General features: G+C 73.4%; 19 protein-coding genes and 2 pseudogenes. 9 read left to right on the forward strand and 12 right to left on the reverse strand.

What is annotated here, in order from left to right:
• Nucleotides 1–39: 39 nt before the first annotated feature.
• On the reverse strand, nucleotides 40–1,326 hold the full coding sequence (locus RIU97_RS35415) for a streptophobe family protein (protein ID WP_404961583.1): 1,287 nt from the start codon (nucleotides 1,324–1,326) through the stop codon (nucleotides 40–42).
• 93 nt (nucleotides 1,327–1,419) lie between these two features.
• Between RIU97_RS35415 and RIU97_RS35420 the strand changes: the two are divergent.
• Nucleotides 1,420–2,664, forward strand: a pseudogene (locus tag RIU97_RS35420) (DUF6777 domain-containing protein); the annotation flags it as partial.
• Between the two features lie 505 nt (nucleotides 2,665–3,169).
• A complete protein-coding gene (locus tag RIU97_RS35425; protein ID WP_404961584.1) occupies nucleotides 3,170–3,718 on the forward strand; it encodes a hypothetical protein in 549 nt (182 codons plus the stop codon).
• A 12-nt stretch (nucleotides 3,719–3,730) separates the two neighbouring features.
• On the opposite strand, the gene RIU97_RS35430 is transcribed toward RIU97_RS35425, so the two are convergent.
• On the reverse strand, nucleotides 3,731–3,970 hold the full coding sequence (locus tag RIU97_RS35430; protein ID WP_404961585.1) for a hypothetical protein: 240 nt from the start codon (nucleotides 3,968–3,970) through the stop codon (nucleotides 3,731–3,733).
• 126 nt (nucleotides 3,971–4,096) lie between these two features.
• On the opposite strand from RIU97_RS35430, the gene RIU97_RS35435 reads away from it, so the two are divergent.
• Together RIU97_RS35435 and RIU97_RS35440 are read left to right on the forward strand one after the other, a co-directional pair.
• Complete coding sequence (locus tag RIU97_RS35435; protein ID WP_404961586.1) at nucleotides 4,097–5,275, forward strand: sensor histidine kinase; 1,179 nt, start codon at nucleotides 4,097–4,099, stop codon at nucleotides 5,273–5,275.
• A 37-nt stretch (nucleotides 5,276–5,312) separates the two neighbouring features.
• Nucleotides 5,313–5,978 carry a response regulator gene (locus RIU97_RS35440; protein WP_404961587.1) on the forward strand — a complete coding sequence of 222 codons (666 nt, stop codon included), beginning with the start codon at nucleotides 5,313–5,315 and terminating at the stop codon, nucleotides 5,976–5,978.
• 12 nt (nucleotides 5,979–5,990) lie between these two features.
• Here RIU97_RS35440 and RIU97_RS35445 read toward each other — a convergent pair whose 3' ends face one another.
• On the reverse strand, nucleotides 5,991–6,911 hold the full coding sequence (locus tag RIU97_RS35445) for a S41 family peptidase (RefSeq protein WP_404961588.1): 921 nt from the start codon (nucleotides 6,909–6,911) through the stop codon (nucleotides 5,991–5,993).
• A 217-nt stretch (nucleotides 6,912–7,128) separates the two neighbouring features.
• Between RIU97_RS35445 and RIU97_RS35450 the strand changes: the two genes are divergently transcribed.
• Nucleotides 7,129–9,198 carry a SpoIIE family protein phosphatase gene (locus tag RIU97_RS35450; protein ID WP_404961589.1) on the forward strand — a complete coding sequence of 690 codons (2,070 nt, stop codon included), beginning with the start codon at nucleotides 7,129–7,131 and terminating at the stop codon, nucleotides 9,196–9,198.
• Between the two features lie 272 nt (nucleotides 9,199–9,470).
• Here the strand turns inward: RIU97_RS35450 and RIU97_RS35455 are convergent, their stop codons facing one another.
• From RIU97_RS35455 to RIU97_RS35465, 3 genes are all read right to left on the reverse strand, one after another.
• A complete protein-coding gene (locus tag RIU97_RS35455) occupies nucleotides 9,471–11,453 on the reverse strand; it encodes an ABC transporter permease (protein ID WP_404961590.1) in 1,983 nt (660 codons plus the stop codon).
• A gap of 261 nt (nucleotides 11,454–11,714) precedes the next feature.
• Nucleotides 11,715–12,527: a molybdate ABC transporter substrate-binding protein gene (modA, locus tag RIU97_RS35460; protein ID WP_404961591.1), complete on the reverse strand. Its 813-nt coding sequence runs from the start codon at nucleotides 12,525–12,527 to the stop codon at nucleotides 11,715–11,717.
• A gap of 192 nt (nucleotides 12,528–12,719) precedes the next feature.
• Nucleotides 12,720–13,115 (reverse strand): helix-turn-helix transcriptional regulator, encoded by a 396-nt coding sequence (locus RIU97_RS35465; protein ID WP_326593088.1) that lies wholly within the window; start codon nucleotides 13,113–13,115, stop codon nucleotides 12,720–12,722.
• A gap of 134 nt (nucleotides 13,116–13,249) precedes the next feature.
• On the opposite strand from RIU97_RS35465, the gene RIU97_RS35470 reads away from it, so the two are divergent.
• Nucleotides 13,250–13,648, forward strand: coding sequence for an RNA-binding S4 domain-containing protein (locus RIU97_RS35470; protein WP_327417978.1), 399 nt, complete (start codon nucleotides 13,250–13,252; stop codon nucleotides 13,646–13,648).
• A gap of 49 nt (nucleotides 13,649–13,697) precedes the next feature.
• On the opposite strand, the gene RIU97_RS35475 is transcribed toward RIU97_RS35470, so the two are convergent.
• From RIU97_RS35475 to RIU97_RS35490, 4 genes and pseudogenes are all read right to left on the reverse strand, one after another.
• On the reverse strand, nucleotides 13,698–14,090 hold the full coding sequence (locus tag RIU97_RS35475) for a PTS-dependent dihydroxyacetone kinase phosphotransferase subunit DhaM (protein WP_404963055.1): 393 nt from the start codon (nucleotides 14,088–14,090) through the stop codon (nucleotides 13,698–13,700).
• Nucleotides 14,091–14,113: 23 nt separating this feature from the next.
• Entirely contained in the window at nucleotides 14,114–14,728 is a 615-nt protein-coding gene (gene dhaL / locus RIU97_RS35480) for a dihydroxyacetone kinase subunit DhaL (RefSeq protein WP_404961592.1), read from the reverse strand.
• Nucleotides 14,729–14,779: 51 nt separating this feature from the next.
• A pseudogene (locus RIU97_RS35485) lies at nucleotides 14,780–14,955 on the reverse strand (dihydroxyacetone kinase subunit DhaK); the annotation flags it as partial.
• Between the two features lie 841 nt (nucleotides 14,956–15,796).
• Nucleotides 15,797–16,270, reverse strand: coding sequence for an SPW repeat protein (locus RIU97_RS35490; RefSeq protein WP_404961593.1), 474 nt, complete (start codon nucleotides 16,268–16,270; stop codon nucleotides 15,797–15,799).
• A gap of 350 nt (nucleotides 16,271–16,620) precedes the next feature.
• On the opposite strand from RIU97_RS35490, the gene RIU97_RS35495 reads away from it, so the two are divergent.
• Nucleotides 16,621–16,896 (forward strand): isoamylase early set domain-containing protein, encoded by a 276-nt coding sequence (locus tag RIU97_RS35495; protein WP_404961594.1) that lies wholly within the window; start codon nucleotides 16,621–16,623, stop codon nucleotides 16,894–16,896.
• Nucleotides 16,897–17,417: 521 nt separating this feature from the next.
• Here the strand turns inward: RIU97_RS35495 and RIU97_RS35500 are convergent.
• Both RIU97_RS35500 and RIU97_RS35505 read right to left on the reverse strand, forming a co-directional pair.
• Nucleotides 17,418–17,903 (reverse strand): DUF488 domain-containing protein, encoded by a 486-nt coding sequence (locus tag RIU97_RS35500; RefSeq protein ID WP_404961595.1) that lies wholly within the window; start codon nucleotides 17,901–17,903, stop codon nucleotides 17,418–17,420.
• A gap of 18 nt (nucleotides 17,904–17,921) precedes the next feature.
• Nucleotides 17,922–18,170: a type II toxin-antitoxin system RelE/ParE family toxin gene (locus RIU97_RS35505; protein WP_404961596.1), complete on the reverse strand. Its 249-nt coding sequence runs from the start codon at nucleotides 18,168–18,170 to the stop codon at nucleotides 17,922–17,924.
• Between the two features lie 296 nt (nucleotides 18,171–18,466).
• Here RIU97_RS35505 and RIU97_RS35510 point away from each other — a divergent pair, with 296 nt between their 5' ends.
• Entirely contained in the window at nucleotides 18,467–19,660 is a 1,194-nt protein-coding gene (locus RIU97_RS35510; RefSeq protein WP_404961597.1) for a PP2C family protein-serine/threonine phosphatase, read from the forward strand.
• A gap of 158 nt (nucleotides 19,661–19,818) precedes the next feature.
• Nucleotides 19,819–20,178 (forward strand): hypothetical protein, encoded by a 360-nt coding sequence (locus RIU97_RS35515; RefSeq protein WP_404961598.1) that lies wholly within the window; start codon nucleotides 19,819–19,821, stop codon nucleotides 20,176–20,178.
• Nucleotides 20,179–20,197: the final 19 nt, after the last annotated feature.

A 20,197-nucleotide genomic window follows, 5' to 3' on the forward strand; every position in this document is an offset into this window, starting at 1 on the left:
TGACCGGCTGAGGGGGAGTGGCGGGCGGGGCGGTGGTCGTCAGGGCACCGGGGTCGTGGCGCCTTCCCCGACGCGGCCGCGGCGGTGCAGGGGGCGGGCCAGGAGGGCACCCAGGAAGCCCGCCACCGCACCCCAGAGGAGGGCGAGGCCGACCGTGCGCCACAGGGCGGGATTCAGCACGACCTTGCCGCCGAGCCCGTCCACCTCGCCGATGCCCAGCAGGGAGAGGCCGAACTGCGCCTGCACGCTCGCGAGCAGACAGACCACCAGGGTCGCCAGGGCCAGGGCCACGCCCAGGTGGAGCGCGTGCTGCCAGGGGCGGACGTGGGCGGGGGAGCGGACGGCCGCCAGCACTCCGGTGCCGAGCAGCAGGACGGCGGCCACGGCCACCAGCCACCACGCCCGGGAGTCGCGCTCCGCGAGCGAGGCCACGTCCACCGTGGACAGCTCGGAGCCGCGCAGGACATCGTCCAGGAGCGGGGGCATCGGCAGCCCGAACGGGCCCTCGACCCGGCCCTCCCAGGCGCCGCCGAAGCCCAGGGTGAACGCGATCCAGGCGAGGTTCGGCAGCGCGAGCAGGATCACGGCGAAGGTCCGGGCGGCATGGCCCTGGGTGGCGGCCACCACCAGGCCGACCACGACACCGAGGGCGACGTAGGCCAGGAGCAGCAGCATCGTGGCGAAGGCGGACGGGCGCAGTGCCGCGTGGTAGCGGACCAGCCGGGCGGGGAGCGGTGCACGGCGCGAGACCAGCAGGGCGATCAGCAACAGGCCCAGGATCCACAGCAGTCCGAAGAGGAGCGTGGCCGGCAGGTCGGCACGGAAGCCCACCGTCGGCGCGGAGTCGAGGAGTTCACCGATCACTCCGACCGGGGAGTCGCCGGTGGAGATGCCGAAGGTCTGCCGGGCGAAGAGCGCGGCCCCGGTCAGGGCGAGGAGCCACAGGAAGACCAACGGGATGGCCCGGCCGACGAGTTCGCGGGGCCGGGCCACCGCCCGGTTGTGCAGGGGGTGCAGGAAGCAGGAGCCCGCGGTGAGGGCGCCGGCCAGACTCACCGAGAGCGGGAGCGCCGACAGGCTCGCATCCGCCCCCGCCAGGACTCCGGCCCCGCCCGACACCTCCAGCGCACCACCGGCCGCCATCACGACGACCGCGGCGACCACACGGGGGAACGCGCCGCCCGGCAGATCGCCCGCGCCCGCGCACGCGAGCCCTGCGGCGGCGACCGCGGTCATCACGGCGAATCCCGCGACGACGGCGACGAGGGCGTCGCGCCATGCCCTCGCGGAGCCCCCGGACGATGGTGATCTCGGTTTCCGGCTCACCCTGCCACCGTGGCACCCTCGGCTTGCGGGCACCACCCGGATGGCGCACACAATGGTCCGCAGGGAACTCCCTCCTACTGGGAAGAAGAGCCCGTGACCACGCAACCCTCCGGCCGGCCGCCCTCGTCAGAGCGCCCCAGCGGGCCGCCTTCGGGCCCGCTCTCGGGCGGGCAGCAAGGGCCGCCGCCGCCCCCGCCTCCGTCCGCACCGCCCGCGTCGGGATCCCCCGGCGGGCCCGGTGGCCCTGCCAAGGGGCCGTGGTGGCGATCCGTGCCGCGGCTCGTCACGGCGCTCGTCGCGGTCGTGGCGGTCGTGGCCCTGGCCGTCGTCCTCACCCGGCCCAGCGGTACCGACAACGCCGGTGGGGAGGTCTTCCTCCAGCCGGCCGCCGCCTCGGGTCCCGACCCGTTCACCGAGTCGGTCGCAACGACCGAGGACATACCGCCGGAGAGCCCGACGGCGTCCCCCACGGGCCCCAAGCCCCCCAGCAGCCCCAGCGCCCGCGCCAGCTCCCCTGCGGGCACCACCACGGGCACCAGGAGCATCAGCGGCTCCGCACCGGGCGTCTACGGGGGCACGAAGAACACCGCCAGCTGCGACGTGGAGGCGCTGATCAGGTCGCTGTCCGCGGACCCCGCCAAGAACGCCGCCTTCGCCTCGGCCCAAGGCATCCAGCCGCAGGCCGTCCCCGCATTCCTCCGCTCGCTCACTTCGGTGCAGCTGCGGATGGACACCCGGGTCACGAACCACGGCTACCAGAACGGCAAGCTCACCGCCTACCAAGCCGTGCTGCAGGCCGGGACGGCCGTGCTGGTGGACGACCGAGGAGTGCCGAGGGTGCGCTGCGCCTGCGGGAACCCGCTCGGTCCGCCGGTGGCGCTCAAGGCCGACCCCAAGCGCTTCGGGCAGACGTGGCCCTCGTACCAGCCGCAGAAGGTGGTGGTCATCGCACCGGCACCCGTCGTGGTCCACAAGATCGTGATCTATGACCAGCACAACCGGAGCTGGTACGAGCGCGACAAGGGCAGCCACCACGGCAGGCCCGACCGGCCGGTGCCTCCGCCGCCGATCCACACGCCGACGATCATCCCGACGAAGCCGACGGGGACGCACACCAAGCCGACGCCGACGGGGACGCACACCAAGCCGACGCCGACGGGGACGCACACCAAGCCGACGCCGACGGGGACGCACACCAAGCCGACGCCGACCGGGACGCACACCAAGCCGACGCCGACGGACACGAAGACGACGCCGACGCCGACGGACACGAAGACGACGCCCACGCCGACGGACACGAAGACCACCCCGACGCCGACGGACACGAAGACCACCCCGACGCCGACGGACACGAAGACGACGCCCACGCCCACCGAGACGGAGACCACGCCGACGCCTACCGAGACGGAGACGTCGGCGACGCCGACCGAGACGGAGACCTCGGCGACGCCCACGGAGACGGAGACGCCCAAGACCGCGACGCCGACCGAAACGCACACGACGGCGTCGGCTGAGACGACGCCGGAGACGGCGCCCGAGACGGCTCCTGAGACCACGCCCGAGACAACGCCCGAGACGACTCCTGAGACAACGCCGGAGACGACTCCTGAGACGACGCCGGACACGTTTACGGAGCAGCCCGAGTCAGCGGCCCCGGTGCAGCCCGAAACACCGGTTGCGCCGCCGCCCGCAGAGCCGGAGCCGGAGGTCACGGGCGACCAGTCCGAGTAGCCCGGTACCAGCCTCCAGCAGCAGCCGCGAGTGCACCGCTTCCCCCGCGCGGGGGAGGCGGTGCACTCCCTGGTCCGACGTCCTCTACCCGCCCCGCGGCGAGGCTGGGGGCATGACGACGTACACCACGACGGAACGACCCGTGCCCCGCTGGGCCGACCGGGTCGCCCGCGCGATACCGCTGCTCATGCTGCCCGTCTGCCTGTGGCGGCTGCCCTTCGCCTTCGGCCACACGATGGGCTTGCGGGCGGACGACTGGGACGCGCTGTCGCGCTGGGTGACCGTGCCCTACATCTTCGGCCTCAGCACGCTCTCCGAAGTGGCCGCACTGCTCTGCTTCGGGCTGGTGCGCGGCTGGGGCGAGGTGCTCCCGCACCGGTTGCCCCTGGTGGGCGGGCGCCGGCTGCGCCCCGCGGTGGTGCTCGTACCGGCGTCCCTGGTCACGGCCGGGGCGCTCGCACTGACCGTGGACTGGCTGCTGACCACCTTCGGCCTGTCCGGGGGAGAGGACCCCGCATTCGTGGGCCCCGGCTGGGCGCTGGCGGCCAGGGTGACGAGCGGGCTGTTCGTCCTGTGGGGACCTCTGCTGGCCGCCCTCACCTGGGCGTACTACGTACGCCGGTGCAGGCCGGCGAAGACACGGAAGACACGGATGGCGTAACGGCGTGCCGGATCAGGCGCGGCCGCGCCGGGTCGGGGTGTCGCCCGCCGCGCCCACCGCGAGGCCGAGGACGACCATGACGACGTAGCTGTAGATCTCGTAGCCGTCGGGGGCGAGGAAACGGACGAAGCCCATGAAGTGGATCCAGCCGAGCCACTCGTGCAGGAGACCGCTCGCGCCGCCGACGACGAGGACGAAGGAGAGCAGCCCCGTGACGGCGGCCAGCGGGGATTTCGGGGTGGAGGAGGTCATGCTCCGACGGTAGGAGCCGGGCGCCGTCCACCGGATCGGTCTTTGGGCGCTCAGGGTTCGTACTTAAGTATCCGATCCGGGGCCGGCGGGTCCCGTCACGGGCCCGCCCGCGTAGATTCCGGGGACATGCGCCGCATCCACCGAACCCGCCGGGACTGGGCCGTCGACCTGGGGCTCTTCCTCTTCGCCGCCTGCTTCGCGGCGGTCAGCTCGCAGTTCATCCCGGTCGCGGAGGACCTCGGTCCGGGGTGGCGGGCCGCCGACCAGGTGGTCGGCGGGCTGGGCTGCGCGGCGGTCCTGCTGCGGCGGCGCTGGCCGGTCCAGCTCGCCGTGGTCCTGCTCCTGGCCGGCAGTCAGGCGCACTATCTGACCGGCCCGACGATGGTCGCGGTGTTCACGGTGGCCGCGACCCGGCCGTGGAAGAGCACGGCGTGGGTGGCGGCGCTGGCCTTCGCCCCGCTGCCCGTGTTCCTGTGGCAGCTGCCGGACATGGCCGAGGAGCGGGCGGGTTCGGCGGTGACGTACTTCGCCCTGATCGCCGGGGCCATCGGCTGGGGGCTGTTCCGGCGGTCCCGGCAGCAGCTGATCGCCTCCCTGCGCGAGCGGGCCGAACTGGCCGAGGCGGACGCGGAGTCACGCGCGGAGCGGGCGCGGATGGAGGCCCGGGAGGAGATCGCCCGCGAGATGCACGACGTGCTCGGCCACCGGCTGACGCTGCTGAGCGTGCACGCGGGCGCCCTGGAGTTCAACTCCGGTGCCCCGCGGGCCGAGATCGAACGGGCCGCCGGGGTGATGCGGGAGAGCGCCCACCTGGCCCTGCACGATCTGCGCGAGGTGATCGGCGTACTGCGGGCGGGATCCGGGTCGGCGCCCGCGGAGGGAGAGCGGCCGCAGCCGGAACTGGCGGACCTGGCCCGGCTGGTGGCCGAGGCGCGGGCCGCGGGAGGACGGATCGACCTGGCCGGGCCGCCCGAGGAGGCCGCGCCGGCGCCCTTGGTGGGGCGTACGGCGTACCGGATCGTCCAGGAGGCGCTGACCAACGTACGCAAGCACGCGCCCGGCGCGGCCGTCGACGTACGGGTGACCGGGGGCCCGGGGGAGGGGCTGACGGTGGAGGTCCGCAACGCCCGGCCGCCCGGGCCGGATCCGGCCCCGGCCGCGGCGGTCGTCGGGACGACGGGCGAGGGCGGCGGGCAGGGGCTGATCGGCCTGGCGGAACGCGCCCGGCTGGCGGGCGGGGAGCTGACGGCCGTCCCCGCCGACGGCGGGTTCCGGGTGTACGCCTGGCTACCCTGGCAGAGCTGATGACCGAAGGACGGGGGAGACGAGGGAGGAGCCGCGGGTGATCCGCGTACTGCTGGTCGACGACGACGCGATCGTCCGGGCCGGGCTGCGTCTGATGCTGGGCGGGGCCCCCGACATAGAGCTGGTCGCCGAGGCCGCCGACGGGGCGGAGGTGCCCGGGCTGGTCGCCGCGCAGGGACCCGACCTGGTGCTGATGGACATCCGGATGCCCCGTGTCGACGGGCTGGCCGCGACCGAGGCGCTCCGGGCACGGCCGGGGGCACCGGAAGTCCTGGTCCTGACCACCTTCCACACCGACGCGCACGTCCTGCGGGCGCTGCGCGCCGGCGCGGCCGGGTTCCTCCTCAAGGACACGCCGCCGCAGGAGATCGTGACGGCCATCCGGACGGTGGCCGCCGGGGATCCGGTGCTCTCCCCGGCCGTCACGCGCCGTCTGATCGACCAGGTGGCGGGCGGCTCCGGCCAGGACGTCCGGGCGGCCGCCGCCCGCACTCGGCTGGCCCTGCTGGCCGAACGCGAGCGGGAGGTGGCCCTGGGGGTCGGGCGGGGCCTGTCCAACGCGGAGATCGCGCGGGAACTCCACCTGGCGCTGCCCACGGTGAAGACGCACGTGTCACGGATCCTGACCCGGCTGGACCTCAACAACCGGGTCCAGATCGCCCTGTTGGTGCACGACGCCGGCACGCCGGGCCCGCCCGGGTGAGGGGAGCCGGCGTCAGCGCGCCGGGCCGCCCGGCTTCGCCCCCGCCTCCACCTGCCGCAGTGCGGCCTTGAGCGCGGTGTCGAGCGCCTGGTCCGCCGGGACCTGAACGTCGGGAACGACGCCCACTCCCTCCCAGTTGGTGCCGGTGACCGTGTTGACGGTCCGGGCCGCCGGCACGGTCACGAGCACGTGCTCGGCGACCGCGTGGCGGGCCGTGGGATGGGCGCCGCCCCGTGTCGTCGCCCCGACGACGACGGCCCGGCCCTGCGCCTGCAGGGTGTACGCCACGTCCTCGCCCCCCGAGAACGTGATCTCGCTCGTCAGCACGTACACCGGCCGGTTCGTGTAGCGCGGCGCGGGCAGGTGGGCGACCGTCCAGTACTGACGGGTCGTGCCGGTGGTCCGGTCGTAGATGTCGTTCAGGTGCACCTGGTCGTCGCCGAAGAAGTAGCTGCACCACATCGCGGCCCCTTCCGGCGCGCCGCCGAGGCAGCCGCGCAGGTCCAGTACGAGTGCGGAACTGCCCGCGACCAGCTGCATGGCCGCGCCGATCACGCTCGCGCCCTCGACGGCGGTGGCGATGCGCCCGACCTCGATGAGCCCGATGTTGCCTTCGAGGTGCTCGACGCGACGGACGCCCTGGTTGTGCTCCCTCAGCAGTTTGAGGAACGCGGCCTGCCCCCCGTCCGCGTCGACCGGGTGCAGCGACTGCGGCTCCTCTGACCAGAGCAGGCGCAGGTGCCTGTCCGGGCACACCTCCTGGAGGTGCGCCGTCACCGTCTCGCAGAGGGCCGGCCCGTCCAGGCCTTCGTACGCGCCCGCTGCGAGACGGCTGCGGATCGCCGCCTCGATGGCGACGGCCTTTTCGGGGAAGACGTAACCTGCGGCGATCCGGTCGAGGGCCTGCTCGATGATTTGTTCGTTGGTGGGCATAGCGGGTCACGCTAGACGGCCAACAGACCCTGGACCAGAGAATTTTCGAGCACCTTCCGCAGGGCGGTGCCTCTTCGGCCCAGCCGGTGCGGGTCCGGCCGGGGCGGTGCCCGCGTCGGCGCCCAGCAGCAGCGCGGAGCCGGTGGCCGAGGCCACGGCGCTGGGGGACCGGCCGCCCCACGGGGACACGGGCGGGGGAGAGTGAGACCCTGGCTGCATGGCCCGCAGGGGAAAGAACCCCGAGGTCGACTGGCCCGCGCGGCCCGATACGAGCCTCGCGCTCAACCGCATGGGCACATTCGACTGGGACCTCGACAGTGGGCGGATGCACCTGGATCCCACCGCCCTCGAGGTCCTCGACCTGCGCCCGGACGAGTACGACGGGACCGCCGGGGGGCTGCGCCGGCGCCTGGCCCCCGCAGAGGCGGCCCGCCTCGACGCCCGGGTCGCGCAGGCGATCAAGGAGGGCCGGAGCCACTACGGGGCCTACGTACGCACCCGCCTCCGCGACGGAACGCCGACCTGGACCCACATCCAGGGCCACATCCTGCGGAACCCGGACGGCCGCCCGTACCGCGTCATCGGGATCCTGCGCGACGCCGCCCACGACCCGGGCGAGCCCGGGGCGGCCGGGGAGCAGGCCGAGGGACGGCGCCGGATGACGGGCGTCGTCGAGCGGACCACCGCCATCCTCGCCCACGCCCGCACCGTCAACGACGTGACCGACGTCCTCAAGGACCCCCAGGCCCTCGGGCACCTCGGCGCGGTCAGCGTGATGCTGGGCATCGTCGACGGCGGCCGCATCCACCTGGTCGCGGAGGGGCAGCTCGGCTCGTACGTACCGGAGATCGAGTACACGCGGATCGACGCGCGGTTCCCGATGAGCGAGGCCGTACGGACCATGCAGCCGGTCTTCCTCGTCTCGCGCGAGGAGTTCCAGCGCCGCTACCCGCAGCTGTGGCCGTACATCGAGCCGCTGTCCGTCCGCAGCGGGGTCTACCTGCCGCTGATCGCCCAGGGGCGGCCCATCGGGGCGCTCGGGCTGCTCTACACGCGGGACGGGGACTTCACCGCCGAGGAGCGGAACCTGCTGATGGCGCTCGGCAGCGGCGTCGCGCAGGGCCTCCAGCGCGCCATGCTCTTCGAGCAGGAGCACGACCTGGCCGAAGGGCTCCAGCGGGCCATGCTGCCCCGCCGGATCCCGGAGGTGCCGGGCGCGCGGATCGCCGTGCGCTACCGGTCCGCCCGGATGGGACGGGACATCGGCGGCGACTGGTACGACGTGATCCCGCTCGGCGACGGCCGGGTCGGGGTGATGATCGGCGACGTCGAGGGGCACGACACGGACGCGGCCGCCGTCATGGGGCAGCTGCGCATCGTGATGCGCGCGTACGTCGTCGAGGGGCACACCCCGGCGGCGGCGATGGCGCGGGCCTCCGCCTTCCTGCGCGAGCTGGAGACGGAACGGTTCGCCACGTGCACGTACGCCGAGCTGGACCTCACCACCGGGATGCTCCGGATGGTCCGCGCCGGCCACCTCGACCCGGTCGTGCGGCGCGGCGACGGCAGCTGCCACCGGATCCAGGTGGCGGGCGGTCTGCCGCTCGGACTGCCGCCCCGCGACCAGCCCGGAACCGGCACCGGCTACCCCGTCACCAGCCTCGAGCTGCACCCGGGCGACACCCTGGTGCTGTGCACGGACGGCCTGATCGAACGCCCCGGCGCGGACCACGACACCGGCATGCGGGAGCTCATGGCCGCGGTCCACAGCGGCCCGGTGGACGTGGAGGAGCTCGCCGACGTGCTGTGCGACCTGGTCGGGGACTCCGGCGGGGGCGACGACATGGCCCTGCTCGTCCTGCGCCGCCGCGGCACGCCCGGCGCGCGCGGCGGCGGTCCGCTGCGCCAGCGCCTCGAACCGGGGGACCCCGAGGCCCCGGGGCTGGCCAGGCACCTGATCCGGGCGGCGGTGGCCGCGTGGGGAGCGCGGGACCGGGCCGACGAGATCGAACTGGCGGCGGACGAGCTGATGACCAACGCCCTGGTCCACACCGACGGCGGCGGCGACGTCAGCATGCGGCTCACGGCGCAGGGCCGGATCCGCATCGAGGTCGAGGACACCAGCAGCGCCCTGCCGAGGCGGCGGGAGGCGGGGGACTGGGCCGTGTCGGGGCGCGGGCTGATGCTGGTGGAGCGGCTGGCGGACGAGTGGGGCGTGGAGCCCCGGGGCGGCGGGAAGTGCGTGTGGTGCGAGTTCGCCCTGGCCGGCCCGGAGCGGGGAAGCTGAGGCCGGGCCGCCCCGCCGACCCACCGCCCGGCTCCGGTGTCAGGCCGCGGCGTACGGGCCCCGTACGGCCGGTGAGCGCCGCGACGACCCGGACCACCCACCAGGCCGTGAGGGGAGCCGTCGGGCCCGAGCGGGGGTGCCGGCCCTCGACCGTGCCGTCCGGGACCACGGAGGTGAAGACGCGTCAGCCCGCTGACGCGTCCAGACGATTCACCGAGGGGGCGGAGGGCTCCCAGGCCGACGGGCTGGCGGGCCGTCAGGCCGTCAGGCCGTCAGAGGCGGACGAGGGTGACCTCGGTGGCCTTCACGCTCGTCCATACCTCGGCGCCGTCGACGATGGCCAGCTCGGACGCCGCCTCCGGGGTGATCTCCGCGACCAGGTCGGGCGCACCGCCCGAGGCGATCAGCACGCGCAGCCGGCTGCCGACCGCGGTGATCTCCCGTACGGTGCCCGGCCAGACGTTGCGGGGGCTGCCGCCCGGGCGCTCCCGGTGCACCGACACCGCCTCCGGGGCGATGATCGCCAGCGCCTGTGCCCCCTCGGGCAGCGCCTCCGCGACGACGAGCCGTCCGCCCTCGGCGAGGGCCAGCCCGTCCGCCGACGCGATGCCCGGCCAGGCGTTGCGCCCGAGCATGCGGGCCACCCACGGGGAGCGCGGGTGCCGGCTCACCTCGGCGGGCGGCGCGTCCTGGAGGGTGCGGCCGTCGGCCAGTACGAGGACCCGGTCGGCCAGCGACACCGCCTCGACGGGATCGTGCGTGACGATCAGGCAGACCCCGCCGAAGCCGGCGAGGTGCGTGCGCAGGGTGTGCCGGACACGGGCCCGCGTGGTCTGGTCGAGGGCGGCCAGCGGCTCGTCGAGCAGCAGCAGCCGCGGGCGGGCGGCCAGCGCGCGGGCCAGGGCCACCCGCTGGGCCTGGCCGCCGGACAGCTGGGCCGGCTTGCGCTGGGCGAGGTGCCCGACGCCGAGCCGGTCCAGCCAGGCCTGCGCCTCGCGGCGGGCGCCGGCGCGCGGCACCCCGCGGGCGCGCAGCCCGTACGCGGTGTTCGCCAGGGCGCTCAGGTGCGGGAACAGCGCGCCGTCCTGTGGGACCCAGGCCACCTGCCGCTTGTGCGGGGGCAGTGCGGTGACGTCGGCGTCGCCGAGCCGGAGCTCGGCGTGGGCCCGGGGGGTCAGGCCGAGCAGGGCCCGCAGCAGGGTGGTCTTGCCGGCGCCGTTCTCGCCGACGACGGCGATGGTGGTGCCCGGTTCGGCGGCGAGGGTGAGCTGGTTGAAGCCGGTGACGGTGGCGTGCAGCGGCCAGTGGCCGGCCTCGTGCGGCGCGGACTCCGGCGGTGCGGCGGGTTCGGTGCGGGTGCGGGTGCGGGTGCGGGTGCCGGTGCCGGTGCCGATGTCGGGCGCGGCGGCGGGCGCCTCGTCCGGGACCGGCGGCGCGGCGACGGCCTCGCGGGCGGTGACCGGCGGGCCCGTCCAGCGGCCGCGCAGGGCGATCAGCACGCCCATGGCGATGGCCAGGAGCAGCAGCGAGACGGAGGTGGCGGCCTCGGGCTGGTCCTGGAGCAGCAGGTACACCTGCAGCGGCAGGGTCTGGGTGGTGCCGGGCAGGTTCCCCGCGAAGGTGATGGTCGCGCCGAACTCGCCCAGCGCGCGGGCCCAGGTGAGCGCGGCTCCGGCGATCAGGCCGGGGGCCACCATGGGCAGGGTCACCGTGAAGAACACGCGGACCGGTGAGGCGCCGAGCGAGGCGGCGGTCTCCTCGTAGCTCTGCTTGAGGCCGCCGAGGGCGCCCTCCAGGCTGATGACCAGGAACGGGATGGCGACGAAGGTGGCCGCCACGACCGCCCCCGACGTGTGGAACGGCAGGGTGATCCCGAAGGTGTCCTCCAGCCAGGGCCCGAGCAGCCCGCGCCGGCCGAAGCCGAGGAGCAGGGCCACACCGCCGACGGTCGGCGGCAGCACCATCGGGAGCAGCACGAGCGACCGGACCAGCGCCTTGCCCCTGAACGGGACGCGGGCCAGCAGCCAGGCGAGGGGCACGCCGAGGAGCAGGGAGAGGCCGAGGGCCCACAGGGACACCAGGAGCGAGAGCTTCAGCGCCTCGACGACGCCGGGGCTGCCGAGATGGGTGCCGAGCTCGCCCCACTGGGTGCGGACGAGGATGCCGATGAGCGGCATCAGCAGGAACGCGACGGCGAGCAGTGCGGGGAGTACGAGGGCCAGTGGGGGCCGGGTGCGGGTACGGAGTCTGCTCATGGGCGTTCCTGGCTGGGGGAGAGGGACGGCGGGGGAAGGGTATGCCGCGGTCGGCCGGTCCGTGCGGAGGGGTGGCCCTGACCCTGGCCGTGGTCGCCGTACGGGCGCTCGCGCCTGCCGTCGTACGGGCATCCGTACCGGCATCCGTACCGGCATCCGAAGCGGCTTTCGTACGGGCGTACTTGCGCGGGTACGCCGGGAGGGGCTGCCCGTCCCCCCGGACCAGGCAGCCCCTCGTCATGCCGACGGCGCCGACGGCGTTCAGACCTTCTGGAAGCCCGCGTCCTGCAGGATCTTCTGGGCCTCGGGGGTGCTCAGCCAGGCCACGAACGCGGCTGCGGCCCCGGCGTTCTTGGACTGCTTCAGCGTGGCGGCCGGGTAGGAGGCAACCGCGTTCTGCTCGTCCGGGATGTCCACCGTGACGACCTTGCCGCCGGACTTGGCGGAGTCGGTCTTGTAGACGAGACCGGCATCGGCCTCGCCCAGCTCGACCTTGCTCAGCACGGCACGGACGTTGGGCTCCTGGGAGACCGGCTTCACCTCGATCTTCTGGGCGTCGAGGACCTGCTTGCTGTAGCGGCCGACCGGGACCTCGGGCGCGGCGAGCACGACCTTGAGCTTGGTGTCGGCGAGGTCCTTGAGCTCGTCGATCTTGAACGGGTTGCCCTTGCCGGTCGCGATGACCAGGCGGTTCTTGGCGATGACCGTGGCGTCGCCGGTATCGGCCTTCAGCCCGTCCATGGTCTTGGTGTCGGCGGTCACCAGCGCGTCGGCCGGGGCACCCTGCTTGACCTGCGCGGCGAGCTCCTGCGAACCGGCGAAGGAGAAGGTGATCTTCGTGCCGGGGTGGGTCTTCTCGTACTCGGCGCCCGCGGTCTTGAAGACGTCGGTGAGGGAGGAGGCGGCGAGGACGGTGAGGTTCGCGGCCTTGGGCTGGGCGGAGGCCGAGGCGGAGCCGGGCGTGGAGCCGGCGGCGGGCTTGTCGTCCCCCTTGCCACAGGCGGCCAGCGGCACGAGCAGGGCGGCGGTCAGCGCGGCGGCCGCGGCACGGCGGCGGGTCAGGGGCGGGAACATGAGCAGAGGCTCCTCGGTCGGGTCGGCGGCCGGCAGGGTGCCGGTTCCGCGCGGTGGTGACCCGCGCCGGTGACGGGCGGAGCGGGTGGGGACGTTCGGCGGTGCTGAGCGGGTGGTGCGGGGACCGCGGCGGACGGCGGGGAGCGCGGGTCCGGTGGGCGGGGCCGTCCGGGTTCCGTCGTGTCGTCCGGGTCAGGTGCGGTCGATGTGCACGCTGGTGGACTTCACGCGGGCGGTGGCCTGCATGCCGACCTCCAGTCCGAGCTCCTCGACGGCCTCACGGGTGAGCAGCGAGACCAGGCGGTGGGGACCTGCCTGGATCTCGACCTGGGCGGCCACGTCGCCGAGCTTGACGGCGGTGACGATGCCGGGGAAGGCGTTGCGTGCCGAGGTGTACGGCTCCCCGTCCTCGGTGTGTGCGCCCTGGCCCACCTCGACGGAGAAGGCCGCCAGGTCACGGCCGTTGATCAGGCGTCGGCCGCCTTCGTCGCGATGGGTCACGACCCGGCCTGCGTCGGCCCAGCGGCGCGCGGTGTCCGGGCTGACGCCCAGCAGACGCGCCGCCTGTCCGATGGTGTAGGACTGCATGTGCGACAAGGTAGGCGCACGTATGGCGCGTTTGCAATTCTGTTGGGCAGATCTCTATGGCAGATGCCATGCCTCTTGGTGTATCTGCCAAAAGTCGTTCCGCCCTGCCCTGCCCGCCTCGCTAGAGTCGGGGCATGGCAGATGAGGTAACGGGAACGGGAACGGAATCGGGCACGGTGCGGGTCGACGCGTGGATCTGGTCCGTGCGTCTGACCAAGACCCGCTCGATCGCGGCGACCGCCTGCCGGGCGGGCCATGTGAAGGTCAACGGGGAGCGTGCGAAGCCGGCGCAGGCGGTGCGCGCGGGTGACGAGGTACGGCTCTTCCACGCGGGGCGCGAACGGATCGTGGTGGTGAAGCGGCCCGTGTCGAAGCGGGTGGGCGCCCCCGTCGCCGCGGAGTGCCTGATCGACAAGAGCCCGCCGCCGCCGACCCCCGTCGAGGCCGCCGTGGTCGGCATCCGCGACCGCGGCGCGGGCCGTCCGACGAAGCGCGAACGCCGCGAGATCGAAACCCTCCGCGGCCGCCCGTAGGCGGTCCGGCGGTCCGGGCCCTGGCCCCGGGGTGGCCCCGGGGCCAGGGTCAGGTCTTGCGGTAGGTGTAGGCCTCGGCGGCGGCCGAGGCCACTGCCGGCAGGGGGAGGCCGCTGGAGGCGGCCACCACGGCTGCCACCGCCCCCTCCACGAAGGGCGCGTCCACCAGGCGGGAGTCCGGCGGGAGTTCGTCCTCCACGAGGAGGGCCTTCACCGTCAGCACCGAGCTGCCCAGGTCCACCAGCAGCGCGACCCCGGCGCCCCGGTCCACCTCCCGCGCGGCCGCGACGATCCGCTCCGCGCTCGTGCCGAGCCCGCCGCTGGCGGATCCGCCCGCAGCGGCCACCGGGGCCAGGGCGCCGCCCGCGGCCAGGCCGCGCGCCAGCTCGGCCACCGACTCCGCGACCGCCACACTGTGCGATACGAGCACGATGCCCACCATGGCCGGTCCCGGGTCCGGGGCCGTCACCGCGCGCCCTCCGCCGGCTCCGCCACGTCCGCCAGCGCCCTGAACAGCAACGCCGACGAGGTCGCGCCCGGATCCTGGTGCCCGATGCTCCGCTCGCCCAGATAGCTGGCCCGGCCCTTGCGCGCCTGCAGCGGGACCGTCGCCAGCGCCCCGTTCTCCGCCGCGTCCGCGGCCGCCCCGTACGACGTGCTCAGCGCGGTCACCGCCGGCACCAGCGCGTCCAGCATCGTCTTGTCACCCGGCGCCGCTCCGCCCAGCTGCGCCACCGCGGCCACCCCCGCGTGCAGGGCCTCGCGCAACTCCGTGTCGGAGACCTCGGCCGCCTCCCCGAGCGCCTTGCCGGTGCGCCGCAGCAGCGTCCCGTACAGGGGCCCCGACGCGCCGCCGACCGTCGAGATGAGCGTCCTTCCCGCCAGCTGCAGCACCGCGCCCGGCGCCTCGGGGGCCTCCGCCTCCAGAGCCGGGAGCACCGCCGTGAAACCGCGGAGCAGATTGCTCCCGTGGTCGGCGTCCCCGATGGGGGAGTCGAGCTCCGTCAGCCGGTCCGCCTCCCGCTCGACCGCGGCCGCGGCGGCCGCCATCCAGCGCCGGAAGAAGTCTGCGTCGCGCACCCGATCTCCTCGCCTTGCATCGGTCTGGCCAGTCCCACCGACACCATACGGTCAGCGGCCCCACCGCAGCGCGGCGGTCTGGACGGGCGCGTCCCACAGTCGGAGCAGTTCCTCGTCGTCGCACAGCGTCACCGAACAGCCGCCATGTCCAGCGACGTGACGTGATTCCCCACGAGTGCCCGGGCCACCCGCACACCCCGCGCGGCCAGCACCCGGGCCACCTCCGATCCGTGCTGTCTGCGCGGCGTGCGGGAAGTTGACGCCGAAGTCGTGACGGTCAGGACCCGCACCAGCCGGCAACCGACCGTGGGTACGCGTGCGGTCGTAGAACTTCACCGCCGTCTTGGTCCACGGGGAGGGACCTCAACTGCGCATAGAGGATCGGCTGGTTCTTCTTGACGAGCGGTGCTGTCCGACACGCACGATGGCGAGGCCGGAGAGCACTGATGCCGGGCAAATGCCGGGCAACGATGTCGCAGCGTCGGACCGCCGAGAAGACGGGGCCTGCCGGAACAGTTGAGCCGTCATGGCGTGGCGGTCATCCGCACCACTACGAGGTACGCGCCCGCGGCGCAGAGGTAACCGCTCGCAGACCTTTCGGGATTGCCGCGCGCCTTCGGCCCCGCTGCGCGCAGCCGGCCTTACCGTCGGGACCCGCGGCGACGAATGGCTTCTTGTCCTTGTTTCGGCTGGTCCCGAGTCCGGCCTGACTGGCAAACCTCGCACGGGCTTGCCCGGCGGGCCGGATCGAAAGCCGGCCGGAAGGTGACGGCGCGCGGTGGTTCGGCGGGGGCCTGGCCGTCGTCCGGGCGCAGGTGGCGGGCGGATGCGGTGTTCGCCGACCGCAATTGCCCGACGTGGCTGCCCGTGGGGGCGGTCGGATCGGTCACCGGTGCCCAGCGACCGGCACCCCGATCATTACGCTGAACGACCCGGTCCCAGCCGCGCCGCAGTCGGCAGCGCCGTGGGACCAGGAGCAGCGGCCCGCCGGGTGCCGCTCCCCGCGCCGCTGTCCATACCGCTGCCGGTCGATATGTTCCGTGGCCACGCAGTCGAGAAAGGTGGTTCTCAGTGAGCTCCGGGCATGGGGCGGCGTGTGCCGGGGCCGTGACGGGTGGTGTCGTGGTCGCGGGCGGCGGAGGCTGCGGCGAGGGCGAGGAGGGTGGCGATGACGCCGGTGATGAGGTTGCTGGTGATCGAGTGGGTGTGGGCGACGTCGCCGGCGACGACCCAGGGGGCGATGCAGGTCCAGATGCCGATGGCGGCAGCGGCCCAGGCCATGGAGTGGGTGCGCTCGTAGGAGTTGCCGAGGCCGCCGAGGAGGAGCATGTAGGCGATACCGGTGATGAGGTTGTTGACGGCGAGGGTAGTGAAACCGTGGAAGCCGACTATCCAGGGCGACGCGGCGAGGTAGAGGCCGGTGAGAAGGGCGAGCGCCTCGACCATCTGAGCGCGGGGTGTGGCTGCCGCGCGGTCGTGTCGGGCGCGCAGCTCCATCAGGTCGGGGTGCTCTTCGATGGGTGCGCGGTGGGTTGACGCCATGATGACCTCCAGGGAAGGAGTGGTGACCCGCATCTACCCATGTAGCTGTTTTAAATAGACAAATAGGACGGAGAATATGTCGGCCTTGCGGATCACTTCAGCCCGGCACTTGAGGCTCAATACCATGGCGGGCCGCCGATCGCAGCCTCGCCGGGTCAGGGCCGTGCGACAGCCTCGGCGCCGGTGCCCGGGATGCCCGCGGCGACCCCGCGCCATGAGCCTGGCGGCGGCCGGTTCGCGGCCACCCGGGTGACCTCCGCCCGGCTTACGGCGCTGTCCCGCCCCGCTACACGCGCGCTGGCGTGAGGATGCCCGGGCCGATCCCCGTTCTTCGTGGCTGGAGTCTTTCCGTGCTCGAACGCAAGCAGCTCAAGGGCCGCACCCAGGTCACCTTCATCCTCCCCGAGAACACGCCGGACGGAGCCGTCAGCGTCGTCGGAGACTTCAACAACTGGAACCCGAACGCGCACCCCCTGGCACCCCGCGGGGACGGAACCCGCGCCGCAACCGTCGCTCTCCCCGCCGACAGCGCCCATTCCTTCCGCTACCTTGCGGTCGGCGACTACTGGTTCGACGACGAACAGGCCGACAGCCACGACGGCATCAACAGCCGCCTCCACACCTGACCCTCCGGCCTGCCGGAATCCTTCCTCGCCGCCCGCGCTCTCTTCGCCGCACCGGTCAAACCATTAGTCACCAGCGGCCGGGCGGCGGGAGGAGCACGCCTTCTCGCTCGCCAGGACCACGGTGACAGCACCCTTCCGCCCTGAGTCCCAGGGCCTGACCAGCGCCGAGGTGAGTCCGCTGTGAGCAGCCCCACCCGCCTTTCCAAAGGCGCCCTCGCCGCCCTGCACCACCTGAGGGAGAAGCGGGGGATCAAACACCGTGACCCTTCGCTACACCGACGTCCCGGGTGTCCTGGTTCCGGAGGTCGAGGGAAACCTGACCCACGACGCACTGGGCAGGCCCTGCCCGCGGACGAGCCGCGGCTGGTCGTCCATGAGCTGTCCTTCGCCAGCCCGGAGGGCACACGAAGGCACGCGCAGCTCCGGATCTTCTGGATGCCGCTGGACGCCGGTGAGCAGGAGGAGACGTGCACGGACGGCTTCACGGCCGTAGGCGCACGGATGCCGGTGACGGGCACGGATCAGCCCGGGCGGATGTTCGTGACGTGCAGTCCGTGCTCGGCGCGCAGGCGCTCGGCCACGAGGGAGCGGTGGCATGCCTCCGGATCGCGCTCGACGCAGAACAGGGCGGTCACCGAGCCGCTCGGAAGCTCGGCCACGAGCGCACCGAGGTCGAACGGGTCGAGGATCTCACGGGTGTAGCGCTCGACGTACTCGGGCGCCAGCACGATGCGGTTGCGCTTGCCCACGCCCTGGCGGTCGTCCTCCCGGTACTGGAGCTGACGCAGTTCCGTCGTCGGCGCCAGCTCCTTCACGTGCCGGTAGCCGATCTCCGCTGCGGCGAGCGCGCGCTGGAGCCGCGCCGAGTTCGCCCAGGAATAGTCAGGACCCCGAACGCCGCGGCGCTGGCGGAGGTCGAGCAGCAGCCCCACGCCCCCGCCGGCGAGCTCCTTGAGGAAGGCTCCGGCCGTGAAGCCGTAGATGCCGATCGTCGCGATGCGCCTCATCGCAGCACCCCCTCAGGGTCACCCGAGGCGGCCGACGTGCCGGATGACGACCGCCACCGGAGCAGTGGTGATCGCGTACAGGACGCGGTAGCGGCCGACGTGGATGCGACACAGCCCCCGGCCGTGCAAGGCTGCGCCCCGCGGGCGGGGCCGGGCAGCAAGGCAATCGACCGCGTACAGCAGCAGCCGCAGGCCCTCCGGATCATCCGCGATATGCCGAACGGCCCCGCACACGGCGGCTTCGTCCCACACGATGCCGTAAGCCACGAGCCACACTCCCTTCACACGGGCACCGCGCCGAACCTGAGGCGCGCTGGCCGGACCTGCCAGTCGGGAGGCGCCTGGCGAGCACCACCCCGAGGTGCGTGCCGTGCCCCACCGGGGCGCCTGCCCGAAGGCGCCGGTGCTACGCCGGCGGGCTGAGCGCCCCGCACGGCTTAGCAGGACGACCTGCACTGCCCCCGACACCCACCGCGGTCAGGTCTGTCGTACCGGACAGGCTGAGCGCGGTTGTGATTCCGTCGTTACGCGGGAAAGAGAGTCTTAACCCTGTGGAGGCTGATGTGGCGCGTGAGCGGATCGGACTGGCTGAGGTGCTGGCGGCGGCGGAGGCGGCCGCGCCGGTGGACTCCCTCGACGTCGTGGCGCGTAATCTGCGCGACCGGTTCGGTGCGCGGTACGTATCGTTCCTGTTCGTCGACGTCGTCGGCCGACGTCTCCTGCGCGTCCACGACACGACGGCCGCCCACCAGGAGGAGCGCGCCGAGCAGATCCCCCTCGCCGGCAGCAGTGCATACGACGAGGTCCTGCGCAGCCAGAAGCCGGTGCTGGGACGGTATGGCGAGCAGGGGCAGCGGGTGCTTGCTCCTGTCACCAACCGCGGTGACACCATCGGCGTCCTGGAGCTGTTCCTCGTCCAGGTCACAAGGGATGTGCTGGAACAGGTCGAAGAGGCCGCGCACGCGCTGGCGTACGTCATCGTCACCGACCGACGCTTCACCGACCTCTACCACTGGGGCAACCGCACCACCTCGGTCAGCCTGTCAGCGGAGATCCAGCGCCAGCTCCTGCCCTCGGCCCCCTCCTGCGAGGCTCCCCAGTTCACCCTTGCCGGTGCTCTGGTCCCGGCCTCCGACATCGCCGGTGACACGTACGACTACAGCCTCGACAACGACATCCTGCACCTGTCCGTCACCGACGCCATGGGCCACGACGTCGATGCCTCGCTCATGGCCACCCTTCTGGTCAATGCCTCCCGCGGCGCCCGCCGCGCCGGAACGGACCTGGCCGAGCAGGCCCGCCAGATCCATCAGGCACTCCTCGACCACGGCCGACGGACCTTCGCCACCGGCCAGCTGCTGCGCATCGCCCTGGACGGCACCAGCGCCCAGGTCGTCAATGCCGGCCACCCCTGGCCGCTACGACTGCGCGACGGCGCGGTCGACGTTCTGCGCCTGGCCGTGGACCTGCCCTTCGGCATCGCCGTGCAGGGCGCATACCAAGTGCAGGCGCTCGACCTGCTCCCCGGGGACCGCCTCGTGCTCCACACCGACGGCATGCAGGAACGCGACGCTGAAACAGTCGATCTGCCCGCCCTCCTGCGCAAAACCGCAGCCGAGCATCCGCGCGAGGTCGTACGCACCCTGGTAGGCGCGGTGACCGGCGCCTACGACGGCCGGCCGCCCAAAGACGACGCCACCGTCCTCTGCCTCGACTGGCACGGCCTCCAATCCGGAGGCGGCCGCACGGAGGCCTGAAGGCCTGACCGTCGTGCCGGACGCGGTCGACCCCGAGGTGACGAGCATCCGCGTGCTTTGAGAAGTGTGACCACTGCGGCGGACGCCGTTGCGCCCGGTACGGCTGATGCCGGCCTGTCGGCAGCGTTGGCGGGGCGGAGACCCCGATCATGGAACGCATGGCCGTCATTGAGCTGAGGGACGCGAGCGCGGTCGAGCACTTCCTCTCCCGCAACACGACCGTCCTGCTGTTCGCCGGCCACGCCCGGGACCGACCGGCGGGTGCGCTCATGGCGTCGCTGTGCGCACTGGGACCCGACGGCAAGGTCGCACGGACCGAGCCGGACGGCGGCGCGGCCGACAGGCGGGTACGCCGGTTCCTGACCCGCATTCCCCAGACGGATCGGGCGTGCCTGGTCCTGATCCAGGGAGCGACGGTCCTCGACGTGCTGCGCAGCACGGATGTCGAAGCACACGGAGCGCGGTGGGCGGCGGCCCACTTCGCGGAGCGGTTCCTCACTCGCCTGGCCGACGGCTGACCCCACGGCTGCTTCGCCC

Source organism: Streptomyces sp. 147326 (assembly GCF_045000215.1).
GTDB lineage: Bacteria > Actinomycetota > Actinomycetes > Streptomycetales > Streptomycetaceae > Streptomyces.

Coding starts and splice junctions, on each gene's coding strand:
- RIU97_RS35430 (WP_404961585.1), bottom strand. CDS start 3,970: ATGACCTCCTCCACCCCGAAATCCCCGCTGGCCGCCGTCACGGGGCTG.
- RIU97_RS35515 (WP_404961598.1), top strand. CDS start 19,819: ATGGCCGTCATTGAGCTGAGGGACGCGAGCGCGGTCGAGCACTTCCTC.
- RIU97_RS35455 (WP_404961590.1), bottom strand. CDS start 11,453: ATGAGCAGACTCCGTACCCGCACCCGGCCCCCACTGGCCCTCGTACTC.
- RIU97_RS35425 (WP_404961584.1), top strand. CDS start 3,170: ATGACGACGTACACCACGACGGAACGACCCGTGCCCCGCTGGGCCGAC.
- modA (WP_404961591.1), bottom strand. CDS start 12,527: ATGTTCCCGCCCCTGACCCGCCGCCGTGCCGCGGCCGCCGCGCTGACC.
- RIU97_RS35490 (WP_404961593.1), bottom strand. CDS start 16,270: ATGGCGTCAACCCACCGCGCACCCATCGAAGAGCACCCCGACCTGATG.
- RIU97_RS35435 (WP_404961586.1), top strand. CDS start 4,097: ATGCGCCGCATCCACCGAACCCGCCGGGACTGGGCCGTCGACCTGGGG.
- RIU97_RS35470 (WP_327417978.1), top strand. CDS start 13,250: ATGGCAGATGAGGTAACGGGAACGGGAACGGAATCGGGCACGGTGCGG.
- RIU97_RS35465 (WP_326593088.1), bottom strand. CDS start 13,115: ATGCAGTCCTACACCATCGGACAGGCGGCGCGTCTGCTGGGCGTCAGC.
- RIU97_RS35500 (WP_404961595.1), bottom strand. CDS start 17,903: ATGAGGCGCATCGCGACGATCGGCATCTACGGCTTCACGGCCGGAGCC.
- RIU97_RS35450 (WP_404961589.1), top strand. CDS start 7,129: ATGGCCCGCAGGGGAAAGAACCCCGAGGTCGACTGGCCCGCGCGGCCC.
- RIU97_RS35445 (WP_404961588.1), bottom strand. CDS start 6,911: ATGCCCACCAACGAACAAATCATCGAGCAGGCCCTCGACCGGATCGCC.
- RIU97_RS35475 (WP_404963055.1), bottom strand. CDS start 14,090: ATGGTGGGCATCGTGCTCGTATCGCACAGTGTGGCGGTCGCGGAGTCG.